This is a genomic window from Fibrobacter sp. UWH4, assembly GCF_900142475.1.
In the GTDB taxonomy this organism is placed as follows: domain Bacteria; phylum Fibrobacterota; class Fibrobacteria; order Fibrobacterales; family Fibrobacteraceae; genus Fibrobacter.
The window spans coordinates 531,540-550,853 of record NZ_FRAY01000002.1 but is presented as its reverse complement, the minus strand read 5'-3'; the positions used below and the strand labels follow the sequence as shown (position 1 = coordinate 550,853).

The 19,314-nt window shown below is 52.6% G+C and carries 10 protein-coding genes; 5 read left to right on the top strand and 5 right to left on the bottom strand.

The genetic code is table 11. The features are described 5' to 3' along the window. Window positions 1–210: 210 nt before the first annotated feature. Both sprA and mnmA read left to right on the top strand, forming a co-directional pair. Entirely contained in the window at window positions 211–7,062 is a 6,852-nt protein-coding gene (gene sprA, locus BUA93_RS05100) for a T9SS outer membrane translocon Sov/SprA (protein ID WP_083597141.1), read from the top strand. Window positions 7,063–7,138: 76 nt separating this feature from the next. Next, window positions 7,139–8,236 carry a tRNA 2-thiouridine(34) synthase MnmA gene (mnmA, locus tag BUA93_RS05095; protein WP_072978144.1) on the top strand — a complete coding sequence of 366 codons (1,098 nt, stop codon included), beginning with the start codon at window positions 7,139–7,141 and terminating at the stop codon, window positions 8,234–8,236. A 21-nt stretch (window positions 8,237–8,257) separates the two neighbouring features. Here mnmA and BUA93_RS05090 read toward each other — a convergent pair whose 3' ends face one another. The 3 genes from BUA93_RS05090 to BUA93_RS05080 form a co-directional block, all read right to left on the bottom strand. Then, window positions 8,258–9,019 (bottom strand): tetratricopeptide repeat protein, encoded by a 762-nt coding sequence (locus tag BUA93_RS05090; protein WP_072977968.1) that lies wholly within the window; start codon window positions 9,017–9,019, stop codon window positions 8,258–8,260. A 124-nt stretch (window positions 9,020–9,143) separates the two neighbouring features. Then, window positions 9,144–10,955 (bottom strand): BatD family protein, encoded by a 1,812-nt coding sequence (locus BUA93_RS05085; protein WP_072977966.1) that lies wholly within the window; start codon window positions 10,953–10,955, stop codon window positions 9,144–9,146. Window positions 10,956–11,395: 440 nt separating this feature from the next. Continuing rightward, complete coding sequence (locus tag BUA93_RS05080; protein ID WP_072977964.1) at window positions 11,396–12,430, bottom strand: CofH family radical SAM protein; 1,035 nt, start codon at window positions 12,428–12,430, stop codon at window positions 11,396–11,398. Between the two features lie 82 nt (window positions 12,431–12,512). Between BUA93_RS05080 and BUA93_RS05075 the strand changes: the two genes are divergently transcribed. From BUA93_RS05075 to nadC, 3 genes are all read left to right on the top strand, one after another. After that, window positions 12,513–13,802 carry a homoserine dehydrogenase gene (locus BUA93_RS05075; RefSeq protein ID WP_072977962.1) on the top strand — a complete coding sequence of 430 codons (1,290 nt, stop codon included), beginning with the start codon at window positions 12,513–12,515 and terminating at the stop codon, window positions 13,800–13,802. 43 nt (window positions 13,803–13,845) lie between these two features. Beyond that, window positions 13,846–15,297, top strand: coding sequence for a sugar transferase (locus BUA93_RS05070; protein WP_072977960.1), 1,452 nt, complete (start codon window positions 13,846–13,848; stop codon window positions 15,295–15,297). A 103-nt stretch (window positions 15,298–15,400) separates the two neighbouring features. Then, window positions 15,401–16,264: a carboxylating nicotinate-nucleotide diphosphorylase gene (nadC, locus tag BUA93_RS05065; protein ID WP_072977958.1), complete on the top strand. Its 864-nt coding sequence runs from the start codon at window positions 15,401–15,403 to the stop codon at window positions 16,262–16,264. Between the two features lie 66 nt (window positions 16,265–16,330). Here nadC and BUA93_RS05060 read toward each other — a convergent pair whose 3' ends face one another. Then, the gene (locus BUA93_RS05060) at window positions 16,331–18,490 is read right to left on the bottom strand and encodes a polysaccharide biosynthesis tyrosine autokinase (RefSeq protein WP_083597139.1); all 2,160 of its coding nucleotides are present in this window, start codon (window positions 18,488–18,490) and stop codon (window positions 16,331–16,333) included. Between the two features lie 22 nt (window positions 18,491–18,512). Beyond that, window positions 18,513–19,238, bottom strand: a complete 726-nt coding sequence (locus BUA93_RS05055; RefSeq protein WP_072978142.1) for a WecB/TagA/CpsF family glycosyltransferase — start codon at window positions 19,236–19,238, stop codon at window positions 18,513–18,515. Window positions 19,239–19,314 lie beyond the last annotated feature (76 nt).

Below are 19,314 nucleotides of genomic sequence, written 5' to 3'. Positions count from 1 at the left end.
TGCTCACGGAGATCGCGTGGTTTTAACAAATTAACTTCTGTTAAACGGTTCGCATTGCGGGCCGTTTTTTGCTTATGTAGCAAACGCAAATCCGTTTGAAAAAACGAAATTTTTCTATTTTCGCACAAATTGCAGGTGTATCCCGTATTTTCGGTTGGTTTGCAGGGTGCAAATTCAGTATTTTATGGGCGAACTGCATAGAAGAAAACTGTGTTTTTTGATGGTTTGAAACACTTGTGGCCGGTGGCGACTGTCGCCCTTGCCGTGGGAATCGCCTGGTCCCAGAGCGACTCCGTTTCGGTAGTGTCTGCAAGCGACGCTGAAACCACGGAGCCGGATCCGGCTGAAACCGAGTGGCAGCCGACATACCAGTACATATCGTTGCCTCCTTCGGTGACCCCGTTGAATGGACTTTTGCCGTTCGGCGGTATCGGTTCTTCGCCGCGTTTGATGAGTACCAGCAAGGGGCAGGTCTTTAGTCACGATATCGATGTCTCGACCCGTGAAATGGACGTGAGCGAAAAGCGCGTGAACTCCGTTTCCCGTGATACCACGACCTTGTGGACGGCGCATTATCCGGAACTTGCGGATTATGTGTCGGACATGTACAGTATCGGCCAGAAGAGCCTGTGGCTGAACGACTTGGTCGGGAAGCCGAACGACGGATACGAGACTCCCGAGGTGGGGTCGGTATTCGACATTACGATTCCCGTGACGATGCCCGCGTGGATGCGCGACTTCGGGCTCGACAAGCCGAAGCTGATGCTCCAGGGAACGATGGATATCCGCTTGAAGGGCTATGGCGAAAAGGATGATGCCGAAGGTAGCACCAAGACGAGTCTGTGGCCCAGCCCTACTTTGAACTATACGCCGAACTTCATGGTGAAGGGCAAGATCGGCCCGTACATCACGGTTGAAATCAACAACGTGGAAGAAGGGCTGGGCGCCCGCAACCAGGTGCGTGTTGTTTACGAAGAATCGTACAAGGATGAATTCGAGGACTACATTCTGCAGCGTGTAGAAGCCGGTACCACGAACCTCGCCTTGACGGGTACGGAACTCACGGGTTATTCCGAGAACCACCAGGGGCTGTTCGGTATCAAGGCCGACTGGAAACTCGGTGACTGGCGCCTTACGACGATTGCCTCGCAGGATGGTGGCGACCAGGAAGAATTCAGTCTGAAGTCCAGCGAATCTACGACGGAGTTCCAGATCCTTGACAAGCAGTTTGTCGCTTACCGCTACTACTTCCTGAATCAGTCGATCAGGAGGGACTACGTCAATGCGGCCATCGGCGGAAACAGGACTTGGAACCAGAAGGCCTCGGAACTCAGGCTTTATAAGCGCGGAGCTACGAACAGCGCGACGGGTGTCATTGATAATGTTTATGTTCGGTACACGACGCCTGGCGGAAAAACGGTCGTGAAGCTCGTGGAGCGCATGGTCCAGATTCCGAATACGGACTTTACTTACGATTCGAAAATGGGCGTGGTGAAGGTGAACGGCGTGAACCGCAACACCTTGCTTGCGGCGAGCTGGACGGAAGACCGTGGCGGAAAATCCTCGGTGAAAGAAGGGGATACGGTTTCCCTTATTCAGTGGGACGCATCCCTTTCGGAACTGGTCGATATCGACAAGCTCATGCTGCGTAATGTGTATTCGATAGGCATCTCTGATGCGAGTTCTTCGAGTTTCGTTTTGCGCATGAAGAACAAGTCGGGTATCTCCGGGGATTACCTCAAGAAACTTGGCCTGGTGGATACGACCACGGGAACTCCGTTGGTGAATGACGCTACGATTTTCAAGAAGGACGCTTCGGGAACATACACGGGTGAAATGTGGCTCCCCTGTAAGAAGTCGTCGGATCCGGTTTACAGCGGTGCGAAGAATCCTGACGAACTGGCCAAGCAGAATTGCTTGGAACCGATGCGTAACCTCGATTCCTCGGCGGCGATGGCTCAGCTCTATACGCTTCCTGTTTACAACCTCCAGCGCTACACGAACCGCTTCTATTTTGAATCGGTAGGTAAGCGTCGCAATTCCGTGCTGAGTGTGCGAGACCCGAGTTCGAGCTATTCGGTGAGCGGAAGTTCCTGTATGGATATTTCGCCGGGTACAGAAAAGGTGACGGCGGGATCGACGACTCTTATCCGCGGAACGGACTACGAAGTCAACTACGAACTCGGCCAGATTGAACTTTTGAGTGAACGCGCTCTTGACCCGAACAAGGAAATCAAGGTGAGCTACGAATGCGAACCCCTGTTCGAGATTGACAACAAGCTTTTGCTGGGCGCCCGTGCGGAACTTCCGCTGGACCTTTACGGCATGGGTGCTGGTTCCGTGTTTGGCGTCACCGCCTTGTACAAGAGCCAGAGTACCACGGCGAAGACTCCGACGCTCGGAAACGAACCGTACTCCAGCGTGCTGTTGGGCATGAACCTCCGTTTGCAGGATACGATTCCGGCCCTCACGGAACTGGTGAACCTGATTCCGGGCATCAATACGACGGCGCAGTCCAGCTGGCGTTACGAGGCGGAATTTGCGGCGAGCCGCCACAATGCAAACACGAGTGAAGAAAGCTCTGCGTTGGTGGAAGATTTCGAGGCGACTACTTCGGGCCTGACTTATCCACTGTCCCGTCTGTCGTGGTACCAGGCGTCGCCTCCGGGCGGTGTGGAGCACAGCTTGACCTACATCGAAAGCCAGGATTATCGGCACAAGGGCGAGTTTATCTGGCACAGCAACAATACCGAACTTTACAAGAACATTTACCCGTCGGTTGGAAACTCCGATGTTGACAACCAGCACCTGACGGTACTCAAGATGACGCTCCGCGCGAACGACAACTTGGCTGGTAATTCCTGGGGCGGCGTGATGCGTCCGAACAGTAGTTACTACCAGGATATGAGCGATATGAAGTATATCGAAGTGGTGGCGCGCGGAAACGTGGGTTCGCTCTACCTGGACTTGGGTCTTATTAGCGAAGACCTCTCGATTAACGGAGCTTCGCCGAACGGGGATTACAACGGTGAAAATGACTTGGGTACATCGACGGCGCTCAATGACAAGGGCCTTGATGGCGTAAGTGGATCTGACGAAATCGACACGGTTTGGGATTGCCGAACCAACCCCTGTAAGGGCACTGAATATAGCGTGCGGATGGGCAATGTGGATGCGTCGTCGAACGATATCGCTCACGATAATTTTAACGACGACCTGGATGAAGAAAGCGATCCTCCCCGGGCTATCAACGGAACCGAAAAGAACTCGGGCGAACGCACCTACGATACCGAAGATATCAACAAGAACGGTTCCTTGGACAGGGACATCAGCTTCGTGCGTTATCGCATCGATTTGTCTGATACGAACGCGGCACATTTCGATATCCTTAAGAACGGATGGCGAAAGTGGCGCATTCCGCTGTACCAGTACGATACGATTGTCTCGGCGACGGCAAATGATTATCAGACGATTCTTGCGGAGTCGCAGTTCAGCAGGCTCTGGCTGGGCAAGCTGAATAATGGCGTGGCCGAGGCGAAGGTGCAGGTGGTGCATCTTGCCGTCGTAGGAAACGCTTGGGAAGAAACGACTGTGGCCGACTTGTACCAGACTTCTTCGACGGAACATTCGCAGATTGTGGAAGTGAACGGCATCGAAACGAAGGTGACCGAAAATGTGACGGCGAAAGACACGAACTACATTACCGTAAAGACGATTAACAACCGTGAAGATGCGGACAAGTATCACAAGTCGCCGAATACGAAGACGGAACGCGATTCCGATTCGAACGCTCCGCTGAAGGAAACGGCGCTGGTGCTCGATTACCACAATATGAGTCCGGGACAGGAAGTGGGCGTGACGCGTATCTTTGAAACGGACGTGAAGGATTTTTCAAGCTACCGCTCGCTGAAGATGGAAATCCATTACCAGACGGATGCAACTTCGGTGCCGGTGCGATTTGCTATCCAGTTCGGTGAAGGCTCGCTCGAAGGTTCCAGCGACTACTACGAATGGAGCTTCCGCCCGGTGAATTACACCTGCAAGAAGGGCTCGGAACGCCCGCAGGACTGCGATGAACGTAACTGGCTCGACAACGCCTTCGCGATGAATGTTTCCGACTTCTCGGACTTGAAGCGAGGCCGCCGTCCGCCGTACCTGACTGCAGTCGAAAAGGATTTGGGTGGCGACCGCGAAGAAAAATTGAAACTGGTGGGTAATCCGTCGATTACGAGCATCGACTGGATGCGTTTCGTGATTATTGCGGATTCCAGCGCTTCCGAAAGCGACTTGGAAGGAACTTTCTGGCTCGATGATCTCCGCCTTTCGGATATGGATACCGAGTGGGGCTATGCGGCGCGTACGAGCGGCCAAGTGAATTTCGCCGACTTTATTTCGCTGTCGGGTGCCATTCGTTACCAGGATGGAAACTTCGCGACCCTTTCGACTTCGAATGGATCGCCCAAGCCGAAAACTTCGGTGGCCGCCTCGCAGATCGATGTGGCGGGTGACTTCACGATGAACTTGAACAAGTTCCTGAACGACAGTTCCGGATTCCATATTCCTCTTTCACTCGGATATCATAGTTCGACCAAGCGCCCCTACATGAAGCCGACTGACGACATGATGCTCAAGAGAAGTAGCTTCGTGGATATGACGGGCGACATGTTCCAGAGAAGGCTGGAAGTGGATGGCGACAAGGAAGAGCAGAAACTGCGCGACGAAGCGGAATCTAAGGGCTACCAGTCTTATGTGCGAGACCGTTCCTTCGGTATCAGCTACCGCAAGGATTACCATGCCCGCGATTCCAAGCTGGGCGAGGTGATGTCGCAGATATTCCTCGATCGTCCGGCCTTCAGCTATTCTTACAACGAGTCGGAAGGCCGTGCGACGACTTCGGCGGATTCGTCCTATTCTTACCATACGATTATCGAGTATAAGCTGGGTACGTTCAGTATGTTCCGCTTCAGGCCGCTTGATGCTCTGTCCAAGTACGAATGGCTGAAACCGCTCGCCAAGACGGAATTCGAACCCTGGCCGCAGACGTTCGACGTGACGCTCTTCGACTTGAACTATGTACGCTATGTAAACCAGAACCGCGATCCGGATTATGTGGAACCGCAGGTAGACAAGATTGTCACCTATACGACTGAATTGAACCACAAGTTGAATATGCGCTGGAACATTTTCTCGTTCCTCACGACAAGCTATTCCTTGAATGTCAAGCGCGACATGTACGGTGGTGGCGACCGCGAAGCGTTCGTGAAGAAGAATTTCTTTACCTCGCGTGATGGCGGCCTTTTTGCAAGCGATTATATCTTTGACTATGACCATACCGACCGTCGTGTCTATGTGTCGGGCGACAGTATTGTAGCCATTCCGCGTGATACGATTGCTAGGATTTCTGAGAGTGGCGATACTCTTGCCATCGACATGCAGAACCCTGATTCTTACGAGATTCGCTACGATACCACGGTGTTTTACAAGGTGGATAGTGTGGGTCGCAGGGAATATGGCCGCTCCTACGGTATTTTGCGCAACGAACGCGCCCGTTCGCAGCAGTTCAAGATCGGGTTTAACCCGCGCCTGATTCCGTTCCTGCCGTTTACGACCAATTTTAGTTCCGATTTCAACCAACAGAAGACCATTCCGGACGATTTCGATTTCAAGGACGAGACGATGATCGAAAAGAATTACTGGACGATTTCGCAGACGAACCGGTTTGAGTTCTCGCCGACGTTCAAGATTCTCGATTTCGCAAATGCGTTCGGAAAGGGAAACTTTGTTGCGAGCGCTTTCGACAAGATAAAATGGCGTGAAATCCGCTTTAGCTGGACCGCAAGCACCAACACCGTGGGTGAGAACTTTACCTTGGCTCAGCTCAACGAGGAACAGCACGTGACTCCGTTGCAGTACTATCTGTATGGGCTTGGCCTCGGTAACGGCTATCGGAATCGTGGTTTCTACAATATCGTCACGGGCGATATGGGGCTTGATCACCGCGACGATTACCGTCGCTTTGCGCAGTACCGTAACCATCACGTGGATACGCTCGTGTACCAGGGTAATTTCCGTCACTCCGTTTCTCGACAGTTCCAGATGGGGACGGGGATTACGCTCCCGATTTGGGATATCGGAGTCCAGGGTGACTTGCAGTGGAAAGAAGACTTCTCCCAGGCGAGAGAATATCCGCTTTACTTGGATACGACGACGGTGTGGCCGAAGATTGGAGTCGGCGTGACGGTCCCGAATTTCTCGCAGCGCGTATCGATCCTGAATGGTTTCCGCAGCGTGTCGACCTTCCATCGTTTCGATTACACCTATACGACGACGGTGCATCCGTTCCAGAGTTCCGAAGATTCCTGGTCGCAGAGTATCAACTTCAACCCGTTGATTCGCGTGACGTTCTTGCTGCAGAACAACATGCGTATCGAAAACAGCGTGCGTATGAAGATTGAAGATACTGACCGTCGCCCGAAAGAAGAAGTTATCGGCATTACCACGTGGCCCGATTCGGCGGGCAATAGCCGCGATACCACCGATTATTTCTGGGAAACGCCGTGGATCCATACGTCGCTCTATAACGACTTTATGTTCAATATCGGTGACGACTTCACCATTACCTATCCTCTTAAGCTCGACAAGGCGGTCAAGTTCTTCAAGTGGTTCTTCAAGTTCAAGAACTCGGTCGACCTCAAGTTTACCGCCGGTTACGACTACAAGAAGACCATCCGCAAGCAGTACGATCCTGAAGACGGCTACGATATGTGGAACAAGGAGAGCGGAACGGACGGTGTCTTTAGACAGTGGCATTTCGACGACCCGCTGTACGCCGATGTCCCGAAGACCGTCTATAATCCGAAACTGACCTTGACGGATAGGACGGTGCCGTCGCGTACGCACGAATGGTTTATCCGCCCGAGTGCGGGCTACCAGTTCAACAAGATTGCGTCGATGAGCAGTTATATCGAGTATCGTCAGATTCACGAAAAGCTGGATGACGAAACTCCGCACCTGCGGCAGATTTTGCAGTTTGAAATTGCGCTGATGCTGAGGTTTGACTAAGTCGGAACTCGGATTTCAGAATTCGGAGTTACAGGAGTGTCATCCTGAGCGGATGTGCTACGGAGTCGAAGGATTTATGATTAAAAAGCGCGTGGCTGTTGGCATGAGCGGGGGAGTGGATTCCTCTGTGGCGGCGCTTGTCCTTTTGGAGCAGGGTTACGACGTGTTCGGCGTAACGCTGCGGGTGCTGCCTCCGCTTGCAAATAGCGGGGCGACCCCTTATGATCCCGAAAAAGATGAAAGCGTCTTGCGCGCGCGTGCGGTCGCAAAGCGCCTGGGGATTGAACACTTCGTGGCGGTTTGCGACGATGCGTTTACCGAGCGGGTGCTGAAGCGTTGCCACGATGACTTTGCACAGGCTCGGACGCCGAATCCATGCTGCTATTGCAACCGCTTCGTGAAATTCGGCTGGATGATGGACTTTGCCTTGGAGCATGGCGCCGACTTCCTGTCGACGGGGCACTATGTGAATGTCAAGGAGGTCGGCGGCGTCCGCAGGCTTTTCCGCGGCAAGGACTTGGCGAAGGACCAGAGCTATTTTCTGTTCGGTGTTCCCGACGAGGCGCTGGCTCGCGTCATGACCCCGCTCGGGGGCATGGAAAAGCCCGACGTGCGGGCTTTGGCTTCGAAGCACGACTTCGAAAACGCGAGCGCGAGTGACAGCCAGGATATCTGCTTCGACATCTACGGAAACGATTACACTGAATTCCTGGAAGGCCGCTTCGGTGCGATGACCCGCCCAGGAAACTTCGTGACCGAGGACGGAAAAATCTTAAGGAGTCACGAAGGTTACCACCGTTACACGGTGGGGCAACGCAAGGGACTTGGCGTTGCCCTGGGCGTCCCGGCGTTTATCCGCAGCGTGGATCCCGCGACGGGCGACATCGTGGTGACCGCCGACAAGTCGGCCGTCTCCGCTACCGAAGTCCGCATCGAAAATTGCGTATGGCACGGCGTCAACCCGGCAACGGGCTCCGCATACACTGCTGGCGACACCTTCGAATGCGAGGGCATGGTGCGTTACCGCCAGCGCCCGACGCGATGCATGGTGAAAATCCTTGAAGGCGGCTGCGCACTCGCCAGTTTTGAACAATCGCAGTTTGCCGTAACGCCTGGCCAGTGCGCCGTCTTTTATGACGGTGACATGGTGCTCGGTGGCGGCTGGATTCGCTAGTTTATTCTAGAAATGGACGGGCTATTTTACGATTCCGACATCGCTCATTTTGACGAAACCGCGGACCTTTTCGCCCAAGCGGATTTCGGCGAAGTTTCCCTGTTCGCTAAGCACTTCGAAGGAGGTTCCTTCAGAAAGCGTGTTGAGCGTCTGGGACTTGTCGCTGGGAGCGCTAGTCACGTCGGCGTCCTTCGCCGTGACGACTCCGGTGATTTCCGTTTCGGCGACGAAAACCTTGTAGCCGGCGCTCATCGCAATGATGCCGAAAACGCAGGATAATGCGAACATCGTTCCGATGAGTATGTTTTTCGCCTTTCCGTTGCGGCTGATGCGCCTTGCGACGGCGAGTAACGCAATCGCCCAGAAAATTCCGAGAAGCGTCCACATCTGCGCCTTGAGTGAAAGCGCATGGTGTGCCTTGAAAAGTCCTGCGAGGAGCGGGTTTTCTTCGCCGTCTTCGTCCACCTTGTCACGCGTCATGGCCTGCGCGTACTTGAGGTTGTGCAGGATGTCGTCATTGCTTGGGTCAAGCCGCAGGGCCGACTTGTAATAGTAAATGGCGAAGCCGAGCTTGCCGCCCCTGAAGTAGGCGTTGCCCAGGTTGTAGTAGAGGTCGGAATTTTCGATTCCATTGTCGCTACAGGTGCGCCATTCGTCGATGGCACGTTCGAAGTCACCTTCGTTGTAGGCCTTGGCGCCGGTCTCGATGCCGTTGCAATGTTCTGCGGCGTTCGCTACTACCGCAAATGTTAAAAATAAAATGATGCTTCTTAAGATACTCATATTTTGTATTTTCCCTTGATTGTCATTCCCGCGAATGCGGGAATCACCTTTCTTATTTAAATAAAGTTTTTGTTTTAGGTTGAAAAGGTGATGCCCAAACAAGTTGGGCATGACATCTTAAATGTTATACCTTTAGTCCTTCGCACAATTTTTCCACGTCGTTGAGCATTTTCTGCTGCTCGTCCTTGGTCGGGTTCACCGGGGCATACCGCGCGAACGCGCACTTTTCGAGCCAACTGTCGATGGCGGCGATTGTTTCGTCTTTCACGCCGAGCTTTGCAAGTTCTTCCTTCATTTGCGGGCGGGTCATGCCCTTGAATTCCAGATTCGTCTTGTCGCTCAGGTAGTCAATGAGACCGTTTTCGAGGGCGGCGTAAAGAGCCTTTGCATCGCCCTTCTTTAAGGCTTCGCGCGCGTCGGCAAAGCGTGCCTTGAGCATCTTGTTTGCCTTGCCCTTACGCACGAGGGCCGCGTCGCTGTTGTGCTTGCGGCGGCTGCGCACGGCGGAAGTCACAATCAGGTAGAAGGGGATTGCGACTGCAAAAATCACCCAGTAAAGAATGCTCTTGTAGGGGGCGGTGCTGTTGGCGGCTTCGTTTACCTGGTGGATAAAACGGATGTCGCTGCCTAGAGACTCAATTTCCTGTTTCTGCACGGCGGCTGGGCCTTGTGCGACCGGTGCCTGGAATATGGCCTCGGGGGCGGCTTCACCCTTTTCTACGACGATGTTCCAGGGGCCAGCCTTTGCGGTTTCGTATTTCTTTTTGCTCGGGTTGAACCAGGAATAGGTAATTTCGGGAATGGTGAATTCACCCTTCTTTTTGGGGTACAGGAACACGCGAATGTTCTTGGTGGTAATCACCTTGTTGCCGGAGACTTTCTTGTTGAGTTCGTTTTCGGGGGGGACCGAGCGGAACTCGCCGAAGTCGGGGAGCTTGGGGTCGGTAATGGAACCGGGGAGGCCGTCGCCCTTGATGTTGATGGTAAGCGTCATGGCTTCGCCGACCTTGAGCTCGGTGCGGTCGAAATCGGCGCTGAAACTGTAGTTACCCACCATACCGCTGAAGTTCGCGGGTTTGCCTTCGGTTGGGAGCGGTTTCACGGTAATGTTGATAGTGGGGGTCTGCGTTTCGGCTTCTACAGATTCCTGCTTGACACTCCTGCTGGAGAATGTCATGCCGCCCATCTGCTTGTTTTCTTCGACGACCTTCGGCTCGCCGCGCTTGGTGTACTTGAACTTGAACGGCGGAATTTGCAGGTTGCCGCTCTTGGTGGAAGCTAGCCAGGCGAATTTTGCGCTCGCCTGCATTTCGCGGCGGTTTCCTTCGACGGGTTCGAATTTCATGGTCGAAAGGTCGCTGCGGTGTACGATAAAGTCGTCACCGGTGTTCATGTCGGTCGCCTGGAGGCCGCCTTCGAAGTGTTCGTAGGTGTGGAAACCGAGTGTCACGTTGAACTGTTCGCCTTCGTAGACCGATTTCTTGCTTGGGGTGAGCGATACGGCGAGAGCGTCGTCGCTATAGGCGCGCTGGATGTTGATGGGAATGTCGCCTGTCAGGTTGTGCTTTTGCCCGTCGATGTCCATGAAGATCTGGCCGATGCTGATGCGGCCTGTCTTTTTCGGGGCTTTCAGCTTAAAGGTGTAGACGCGAGCCTTGTAACCGCCCCGGTTGCGGCCCCCGCCAAAGAAGGAATTGAACATGTCCTCGATATCGGGGCGAATCACCTGGTCGGTACTGTCGATGCCGACGAGGGTAAATCCGTTTGCGGTTTCCATCTGCAATTCGCTGCGGTTTTCGGGGAGTTCGTTCAGGGGAAATACAAGCTGGAGTCCAAAGTTCTTGCCCGATTCCACGCGCTCGCGGTCCACTTGCAGGGACGGCCGTGCAGATACGCACAGGGCAGCGGCGAGGCAAAATAAGATAATTCGTTTCATGCCCCAAATTTACCAAATTTCGCCAGAAAAGACAAATATGGCTAATTAGTATGTGGGATACTCAACTAGAGAACTAAAGTTCTAAGTTTCGTATAGGTCGAGGATGACTCTTGTAGGGGCGTCATCCTGGAACGACAGAATGGAGTGACGGGATCCAGAACGGAATTGTAAGGAAATAATCAATAAATATATTCTTTTTACCCTTGACGCGTTAGTAAAATTTTGTTAAAATTGGCGCGCTGTTTCAAAAAGACGATAAAACGTCGAAAATAAAGGATAAAAGGTATATGTACTGCATTCTCGCTGCCCTTCTGATCAAGAGCTTCAGGAAGCATGCCAAGCGCGCTTAATAAGCCGCACAAGCTGTTTTTTCTCTCTCTATGGTTATACCGGTTACGCTGAACAAGCGGACCGGTGTTTTTTATTTTGCGGCTCTCGCCTTAGTCGAAGTTTAGAGTTCGTCTGTAAGGGATGAAGCCGGCGTTTTTGATGAAATCTTCGGCTTGTTCGATGGTGGTAAGGCCGTGGTTTTGCAGCACGTTTTCTTCGATGACGATGCTGTTGATGTCGTCGGCACCGGCGTGCAGCCCGAGTTCACCTAAAGAAAGTCCCATGCCGAGGAGTGATACTTCGATATGCGGGATGTTGTCGAGGTACAGTCGCGAAAGCGCGAGCAGCTTGAGGTATTCGTCGCCGCGTACGTGGCGGATGGGGAACTTGTCGGTTTGCGGCTGGAATGTCCACACCACGAAACTCTTGAACCCGCTTGCGATATCTTGCGTCTTGCGCACGTATTCCAGGTGCTCGATGATTTCTTCGGGGGTTTCGACGCTGCCGAACACGATGTTCGCGCTGCCGGGTAGCCCTTTCTTGTGGCAGGCGGCGAGCGTGTCGCACCATACCTGCGCGGGGAGCTTTTTCGGGCTCAGGATTTGGCGCATGCGGTCGGAGAGAATTTCGGCACCGGCGCCCGGAACGGAACTGAGACCTGCCGCCTTGAAAATATCGAGCAGCTCGTCAAGAGAAATCCTGTTGAAGACGGCGATGCGGACGAGTTCTACGGGAGAAAATCCGCGGACTTTCACGCCCATTTCTTGCGTGAGCATTTTCAGAATGTCGGTATAGTAACTGAGAGGGAGCGCCTGGTTCACGCCGCCCTGCAAGAAAATCTGGTCGGCGCCCCTGGCCTTGGCTTCGATCGTTTTCTGACGGATTTCGTCCAAATTAAGCACGTAGGCTTCGGGGCTGTGGGCGGGACGGCAGAAACTGCAAAAGCTGCAGGTAATCTCGCAGACGTTCGTGTAGTTGATGATGCGGAAAGCCGTGTAGCCCACCTTGTTCCCCGGGTTGATGCGGTGGCGCATGGCGTCGCCGGCCTGGACCACCTCGGTCCACGGGGCGTTTTTCAGAATGTCAAGAGCTTCCGCCGGGGTGAGGCGTGTCCCGTCAATCGTTTTTTTCAGTAGGGAATTCATTGATTTTTAAAATAGAAAAAATGAACTGCCCTGTATACTTTTCTATATTTCCCCGCGAAAAAATTTAAAATGGAGACGCCTTATGCTGCGTATTGGACTTATTGGTACTGGAACCGTCGGTGGCGGTGTTATTCAGATTCTCGAACAGAAAATCGACGAATACAAGGAAAAGCTTGGCGTTGAACTGCAGCTTGCCTGCATCTGCGCAAAGTCCGAAGAAGAACTTGCCCCGTACAAGGCGAAGGGCTACAAGGTTTCCACAAACGCCGATGAAATGATCGCTAGTGACGATATTGACGTGCTCGTGGAACTCGCCGGTGGCTACAACATGCCGCGCAAGTGGATCTTGGCCGCTCTCAATGCCGGTAAGCACGTGGTGACTGCGAACAAGGCTCTCCTCGCCAAGTACGGCCACGAAATTTTCCCGCTCGCTGCCGAAAAGGGCCTGCATGTGCTGTTCGAAGCCGCTGTTGGCGGTGGCATTCCTATTATCCGTAGCCTGCAGGAAGGCCTGCTCGGTTCTACGGTGGAACACCTGAGCTGCATTATCAATGGTACCTGCAACTACATCCTGAGCCGCATGGCCGACGAAGGCCTCGACTTTGACGTGGTGCTGAAGGATGCCCAGAAGCTCGGCTTTGCCGAAGCGGACCCGACCTTCGATATCGAAGGTATCGACTCCGCCCACAAGACAGCCTTGCTCGCTAGCCTCTGCAGCGGCAAGCGCGTGGACTTTGAAAAGATTCACGTGACGGGTATCTCCAAGATTACCGCCCAGGATATCGCGTTTGCCAAGGAACTTGGCTGTTGCGTGAAGCTCCTCGGCATTTACCACCGCGACGGTGACCGCGTGGACGCCCGCGTCCATCCGTGCTTCGTTTCTAACGAGAATCTGCTCTCGAACGTGAACGGTGTCATCAATGCCGTGTACCTGAAGTGCGACAACCTGGGCGAAACTGTTCAGACTGGCGCCGGTGCAGGCCGCTTGCCGACTGCCTCTGCCGTTGTAGCCGACCTCGTTTCCTTGGCCCGCTCTGTGGATCAGGGTAGCCGTAAGGCGCTCCCGATGGGCTGGTTCAACGTCGAAAACTCCGCGACGCTCGTTCCGATTTCGGAAACTTCGGCCCGCTACTACCTGCGCTTCACTTCCCGTGACGCTTGTGGCGTGCTTGCAAAGATTACGAGCATTCTTGCCGAGAACAACATCTCGATCGAAACCATTATCCAGAAGAACGTGAACGATCCGGGGAAGGTCTCTGTCGTGGTGATTACCGAAAAGACTCAGGATTGCAAGGCTTCGAAGGCGGTGGACGCTATCGACGCATTGCCCGAAATTGTCGAGAAGAGTCAGGTCATCCGTTTCCTTGCGTAACGGATAGCCTTTGGCAGTCGCAATTTTGTAATTTAGAGTCGTTATGATTCGTGCTGCTACATTGGAACGCATCCTTGTGGTCCTGTCGGACTTCGTGGCGTTGTCGATTTGTTTTGCCCTCGCTTTCTGGGTGCAGTTCCATAGTGGTTGGATTGTAGACAAGTTCGACCCGAGCAAGGCGTTTGCCGATTATGCCCACATGGGACTTATTTTGAATGTGGGCTGGCTTTTCCTGTTTACCTGTGCCGGACTCTACCGTTCATGGCTCTTGATGTCGAGAACGCACCAGATATTGCGCGTGTTGCGTGCGGTGCTGATCGGTATCGTGGTCATTGTTGTGGTGCTTTTTGGTGCGGAGTTCCTGGGCAAGGTCATTGCGAACGAGCCTCTCAGTAGCGGTTACCTTTATGGTTCCCGATTCCCGTGGATCTTTATTTACGGTGGCTTTGCGCTTTTCTTGGTGGTGCTTTTCAGGATGGTGATCTATCGTTGCCTACGCCGACTCTTGAGTCTCGGCTTTGGTGCGAACAACATTCTTGTGTTAGGTGCGACCGAGGCTGGCAAGAAGATTGCCGAAGCGCTTGCGAAAACTCCCGAACGCGGCCAGCGTGTGGTGGGCTTTGTGGATGAACGTTTTCAGGTGATGGAACATGAATTTGCGAATGTTCCGGTGCTTGGAAAATATGCAGACCTTGCTTCGCTCATTAAGAAGTACAAGGTGACGGGCATTATTATCGCTCACGAAAGTTCTTCGCCGCAAGAAATCATGCGTGTGCTTGTGTGGGTGTGCGACCAGCCGGTTCACATTTACCTGGTGCCAGAACTCTACAGCGTGGTGCATGGACAGTTCAAGGCGAACCTGGTTTATGGTTTTGAATTGCAGGAACTGTTTGCGTTTACTATGCCTTTGTGGCAGGTGCGCGTGAAGCGTGTGATTGATATTCTGTTTGGCGCATTCCTGGGACTGATTTCTTTCCCGGTGTGTGTGCTTGCCGCCATTGCCATCAAGCTGGAAGATCGTGGTCCGGTGTTCTATTCGCAGGAACGCATTGGCCTGTACGGCAAGCCCTTTATGGTTTACAAGTTCCGCACGATGCGAACCGATGCCGAAAAGTTCGGTGCCCAGTGGGCCACCAAGGACGACCCCCGTATAACGAAGGTGGGCAAGTTCCTCCGCAAGACCCGTATTGATGAACTTCCGCAGATTTTGTGTGTACTTAAGGGCGACATGAGCATGGTGGGACCGCGTCCGGAACGTGCTGTGTTCATTGCCAAGCTCCGTGAAGAGATTCCGTTCTACATTAGCCGCCTGAAAATGAAACCGGGCCTGACCGGTTGGGCTCAGGTGTGTCACCATTACGATACCAGCACCGAAGACGTGAAAATCAAGTTGCAGTACGACATGTACTACTTCGAAAACATGAGCCTGCTTCTTGACTTCCAGATTTTGGTGCGGACGGTTTATGTTGTGCTGACCGGAAAAGGAGCGCAGTAAAATTCGGAGTTCGGATTTCGGAATTCAGAATTAATAGTATGTCATTGCGAGCGAAGCGCGGCAATCCATTTGTTATAAAACTACTGAAACAAGAGACAAGATTATGTATGGAGATTGTTCAACACCAGTTTTTCCGAAAGATGATGCTCTCACGATGATTCGCTTGGCGCTTGCCGAAGACGTGCGCACGGGTGATGTAACCAGTGAATGGACGATTCCTGCCGACCAGAAGCAGCATGCCCGCCTGATTGCAAAAGAAGATGGCGTGCTCGCAGGCCTTCCGGTGATTGAACTCGTGTTCCAGGAACTCAAGGCGAACGTGAAGGTGACGCTCCACAAGAAAGACGGCGATGTCGTGAAGAAGGGTGACCTGATTGCCGAAATGGACGGCACGACGCACGAACTTTTGACGGGCGAACGTACGCTTTTGAATTTTATCCAGCAGCTTTCCGGCGTGGCAACCGTTGCGCATACCTTCCAGGAAGCCTTGAAGGCGGGGAAGACCAAGGTGCTCGATACCCGCAAGACGGTTCCCGGTTTCCGCACGCTGCAGAAGTACGCCGTTCGCGTGGGTGGCGGTTCCAACCACCGCATGGGTCTCTTTGACATGGTGCTGGTGAAGGACAACCACATTGCTGCAGCAGGTGGCGTGCTCCAGGCGCTCGAAGTCGTGAAGAAGAATAACAAGCAGAACTTGATGGTCGAAATGGAAGTCGAAAATTTTGACCAGCTGCGTGCACTCCTGAACAAGGGTGTCGACGTCATTATGCTCGATAACATGAGCAACGAGATGATGGCCGAAGCCTTGAAGATTATCAAGGAAAGCGGCGACAAGTGCCTGGTCGAAGGTTCCGGCAACATGACGCTCGAACGCGCGAAGGAAATCGCGACACTCGGCCTTGACTATATCTCGGTGGGCGCTCTTACACACAGTGTAAAGGCTCTCGACATTTCGATGAGAATTTAAATTTGGCCGAAAATTAAGAAAAGAGAAGCCCGGGTGGGCTTCTCTTTCTCGTTACTATTAGTTGCTCTATTTGTCGCGGTACCGGTAGCGGTATCCGTAACCATAGCCGTATCCGTAACCGTATGCTCCGCTGTCGTGGATGCAGTGGTTCAACACGATGGCCTTCTTGTCCAGCTTTGCAATGTTGAGTTGCTCGATGGTTTCTTGGATGTTTTCCATGGAGTGCTTTTTGTACTCGATAACGATGAGGCCGAAATCAGCCAACTTAGCAATGGCCAGCGCATCCGAAACAAGTGCGATAGGCGGCGTGTCGATAATGACGACATCGAATTTAGATTTGCATTCCTGAACCAGTTCGGCAAATGCCTTGGAACCGAGCATTTCGCCAGGGTTTGCCACGCGGGAACCCATGGGCAGGAAGTACGCACCGTCTCCGATATCGATAAGGGCCTTCTCCAAGTCGCATCCTTTGGCGATAACATCTGTGATACCCTTTTCGTGCTTGTGCGACAGGCGGGATTTGCGGAGGTCTGCGTCGATAAAGATGGAGCGCTTGCCCTGTTGCGCAAAGAGGTATGCCAAGTTCAGCGAGACGAATGATTTGCCTGCGCCCGGAGCGATACCCGTCACCATCAGCACCTTGCCGCCTTCGTCGAGGAATGAGAATTCCAGTGCCGTGCGGAGTGCCCTGATCTTTTCGACCGCCAAGTCTTCGGAATCGGCCTTGGCCAATATAAAGCGCTTGTCGCTTGCGCCCGGAAGTTTGTGACTGATTTGAGTTTTCGGAATTTTAGCATAGACGCTAACTCCGGTTTCGCGCTCGATTTCAGAAGAAGAGCCCACGCCACGGTTACTTAAGGTATGCAAGAGATATATCAAGACAAGGCTGAGCGCAAAGCCACCACCAAAACCCGCTGCCATAATCTTTTTGCGATTGGGCTTGGACGGCTTTACATGAATATAGGCAGGGTCCACGATTCGCACATTACCGATTTCACTAGCACGGACCACGCGCAACTGTTGGATGTTGTTCAAGACAGACGTGTACAGTTGGTTATTGATTTCAACATCCTGCTGCAACTTCAACACATCTTGCTGGGTAATCGGCAGCTTTTTAGTCTTGCTTTCTTCTTTACCGATTTCGTGGCTCAAACGTTGCTGTTGCTGCAAAATAGCCTGCATCGCCGGGTGGTCTTCCTTAAACAAGCGAGCCTTCTCATGATACTGCTGCTGTAACGAGAGCAACTGCGTCTTGAGTTCGACCTGACGTTCAAGAGTTCCCTTTGCTTCGGCACCAAGATCGACTGTCCCCATCTTGTTGCGGTAATTCGTCAACAGACGTTCGGACGAATCCAGCTTAGCCTTGATAGACGGCAACTGTTCTTCCAAAAAATCCAAAGACTTCTCGGCTTCGGCACTGCGCATCTCGACATTCTGGCGCACATAAGTCTGCGCAATGGCATTGAGCACTTCGGCAACGCGGTCCGGATAACGGTCGGAATATGAAATTTCCAAGATATTCGAATTCTTTTCCTTCTCGTAGGCGTTAATCGACGCCTGCAAGCCTTCGGCAACGCTCAAGACTGAAGCCCTGGACAAGCTAAACGACTGCCCAGGTTCAGCATTAATCGCCTTGACACAAATTGCGACCGTATCTGCGTCCATCGGGATGCGGTACGTTTCACCGACTTTACCTACGACAAGACTTTGGCCCATCGGCGAGAACAGCTCGTATGAATCCTCCGACTGGATTACGGCAATCCACTTTTTGCCCTTTTTAACCAGCTCTTCATCCATTCGAGGCGGCTCAAAAAGTTCAAGGTCCATACGGCCTTCACGACGCATGAGCCTATCCACAACCCCCTGCGGTTCCGCCATATAGTTCAAGCGCAGCTGTTCCACCACAGGCATAAGCACACTCAGGCTCTTTATCAAGTGGATTTCGGCAACCGCCGGGCTCTGCACATCGAACAAATCCCCAATGTCAGATACGGCCTTGCCGCTCTTGGACTTCGTATCGAGCTGGAGCATCGTCTTGTTATCGAAGGAATCGCGAACATAGCGCGAAAAAACCGTCCCGGCCATAAGCCCAACAATCGACAAAAATGCGACAAGCTTCCAATGGTGCAAAACATTGCTAAACAAATCAAAAGAATCACCGGCCTTGATAGGCATAAAGAAAGGCAGTTGCGTATTCGGCTGATTATTATTCGGTGTAACTGTCATAAATTTTTATTCCAACTAATTATCAAATCCCTATCTTTTCCCTGAAAACCAACACCAAAAATAACATATTGCCAATTATGTAACGGCGCCACATTCGGCGAGGTTCCTTTAAAAGACGGTAAAGCCATTCCAAGCCAAGCCTTTGCCAAATCATCGGGGCGCGTTTGTACGTCCCCGCAAAGAAATCGAAAACCGCGCCTACAGTCCCGACATGGCAGTGGATATTCAGGCGATCCCAGTTGGCATAAGCCCATTTTTCTTGCTTGGGGGCGGTCATGCCAATCCATAGCAAATCCGGGTTTGCATCGTTAATCGCCTTGACCATGTTCAAGTCGTCCTCGACCGTGAACTGGGGCTTATACGGCGGAGAATAAGTAACAACTTCCAGATTCGGGTACACGATAGCGGCTTTTTGGCGAATGAGCTTCAGAACCTTTTCGCTGGAACCCAGAAACATCACCTTGCCCCCCTTTTCATTTAGGCGTTGCATTTCGTGTACAAAAAGGTCCCACCCGGCAATGCGTTCCTTGGGGCGAGATTTGCCTTTAAGGAACTTGCACACGCGGACAATGCTGATACCATCGGGAATCAATACATCGCCTTTGGTCAGAGCTTCTTCAAACAAGACATCTCGACGGGCGTTGTTGTACGAGAACGCGTTAATCGTGTTGATTAACAGCTTGCCCTCGGGAAGGTTTGCAAGTTCAGCTCGACTACAGAGGAGATTTAAGTTTCTGATGCAAATCATAGAATAAACCAAATTCCGTAATTACAAAGATAGCTTATTGTAACCTTTTTGTAAACTCGCTATGGGACAACACATC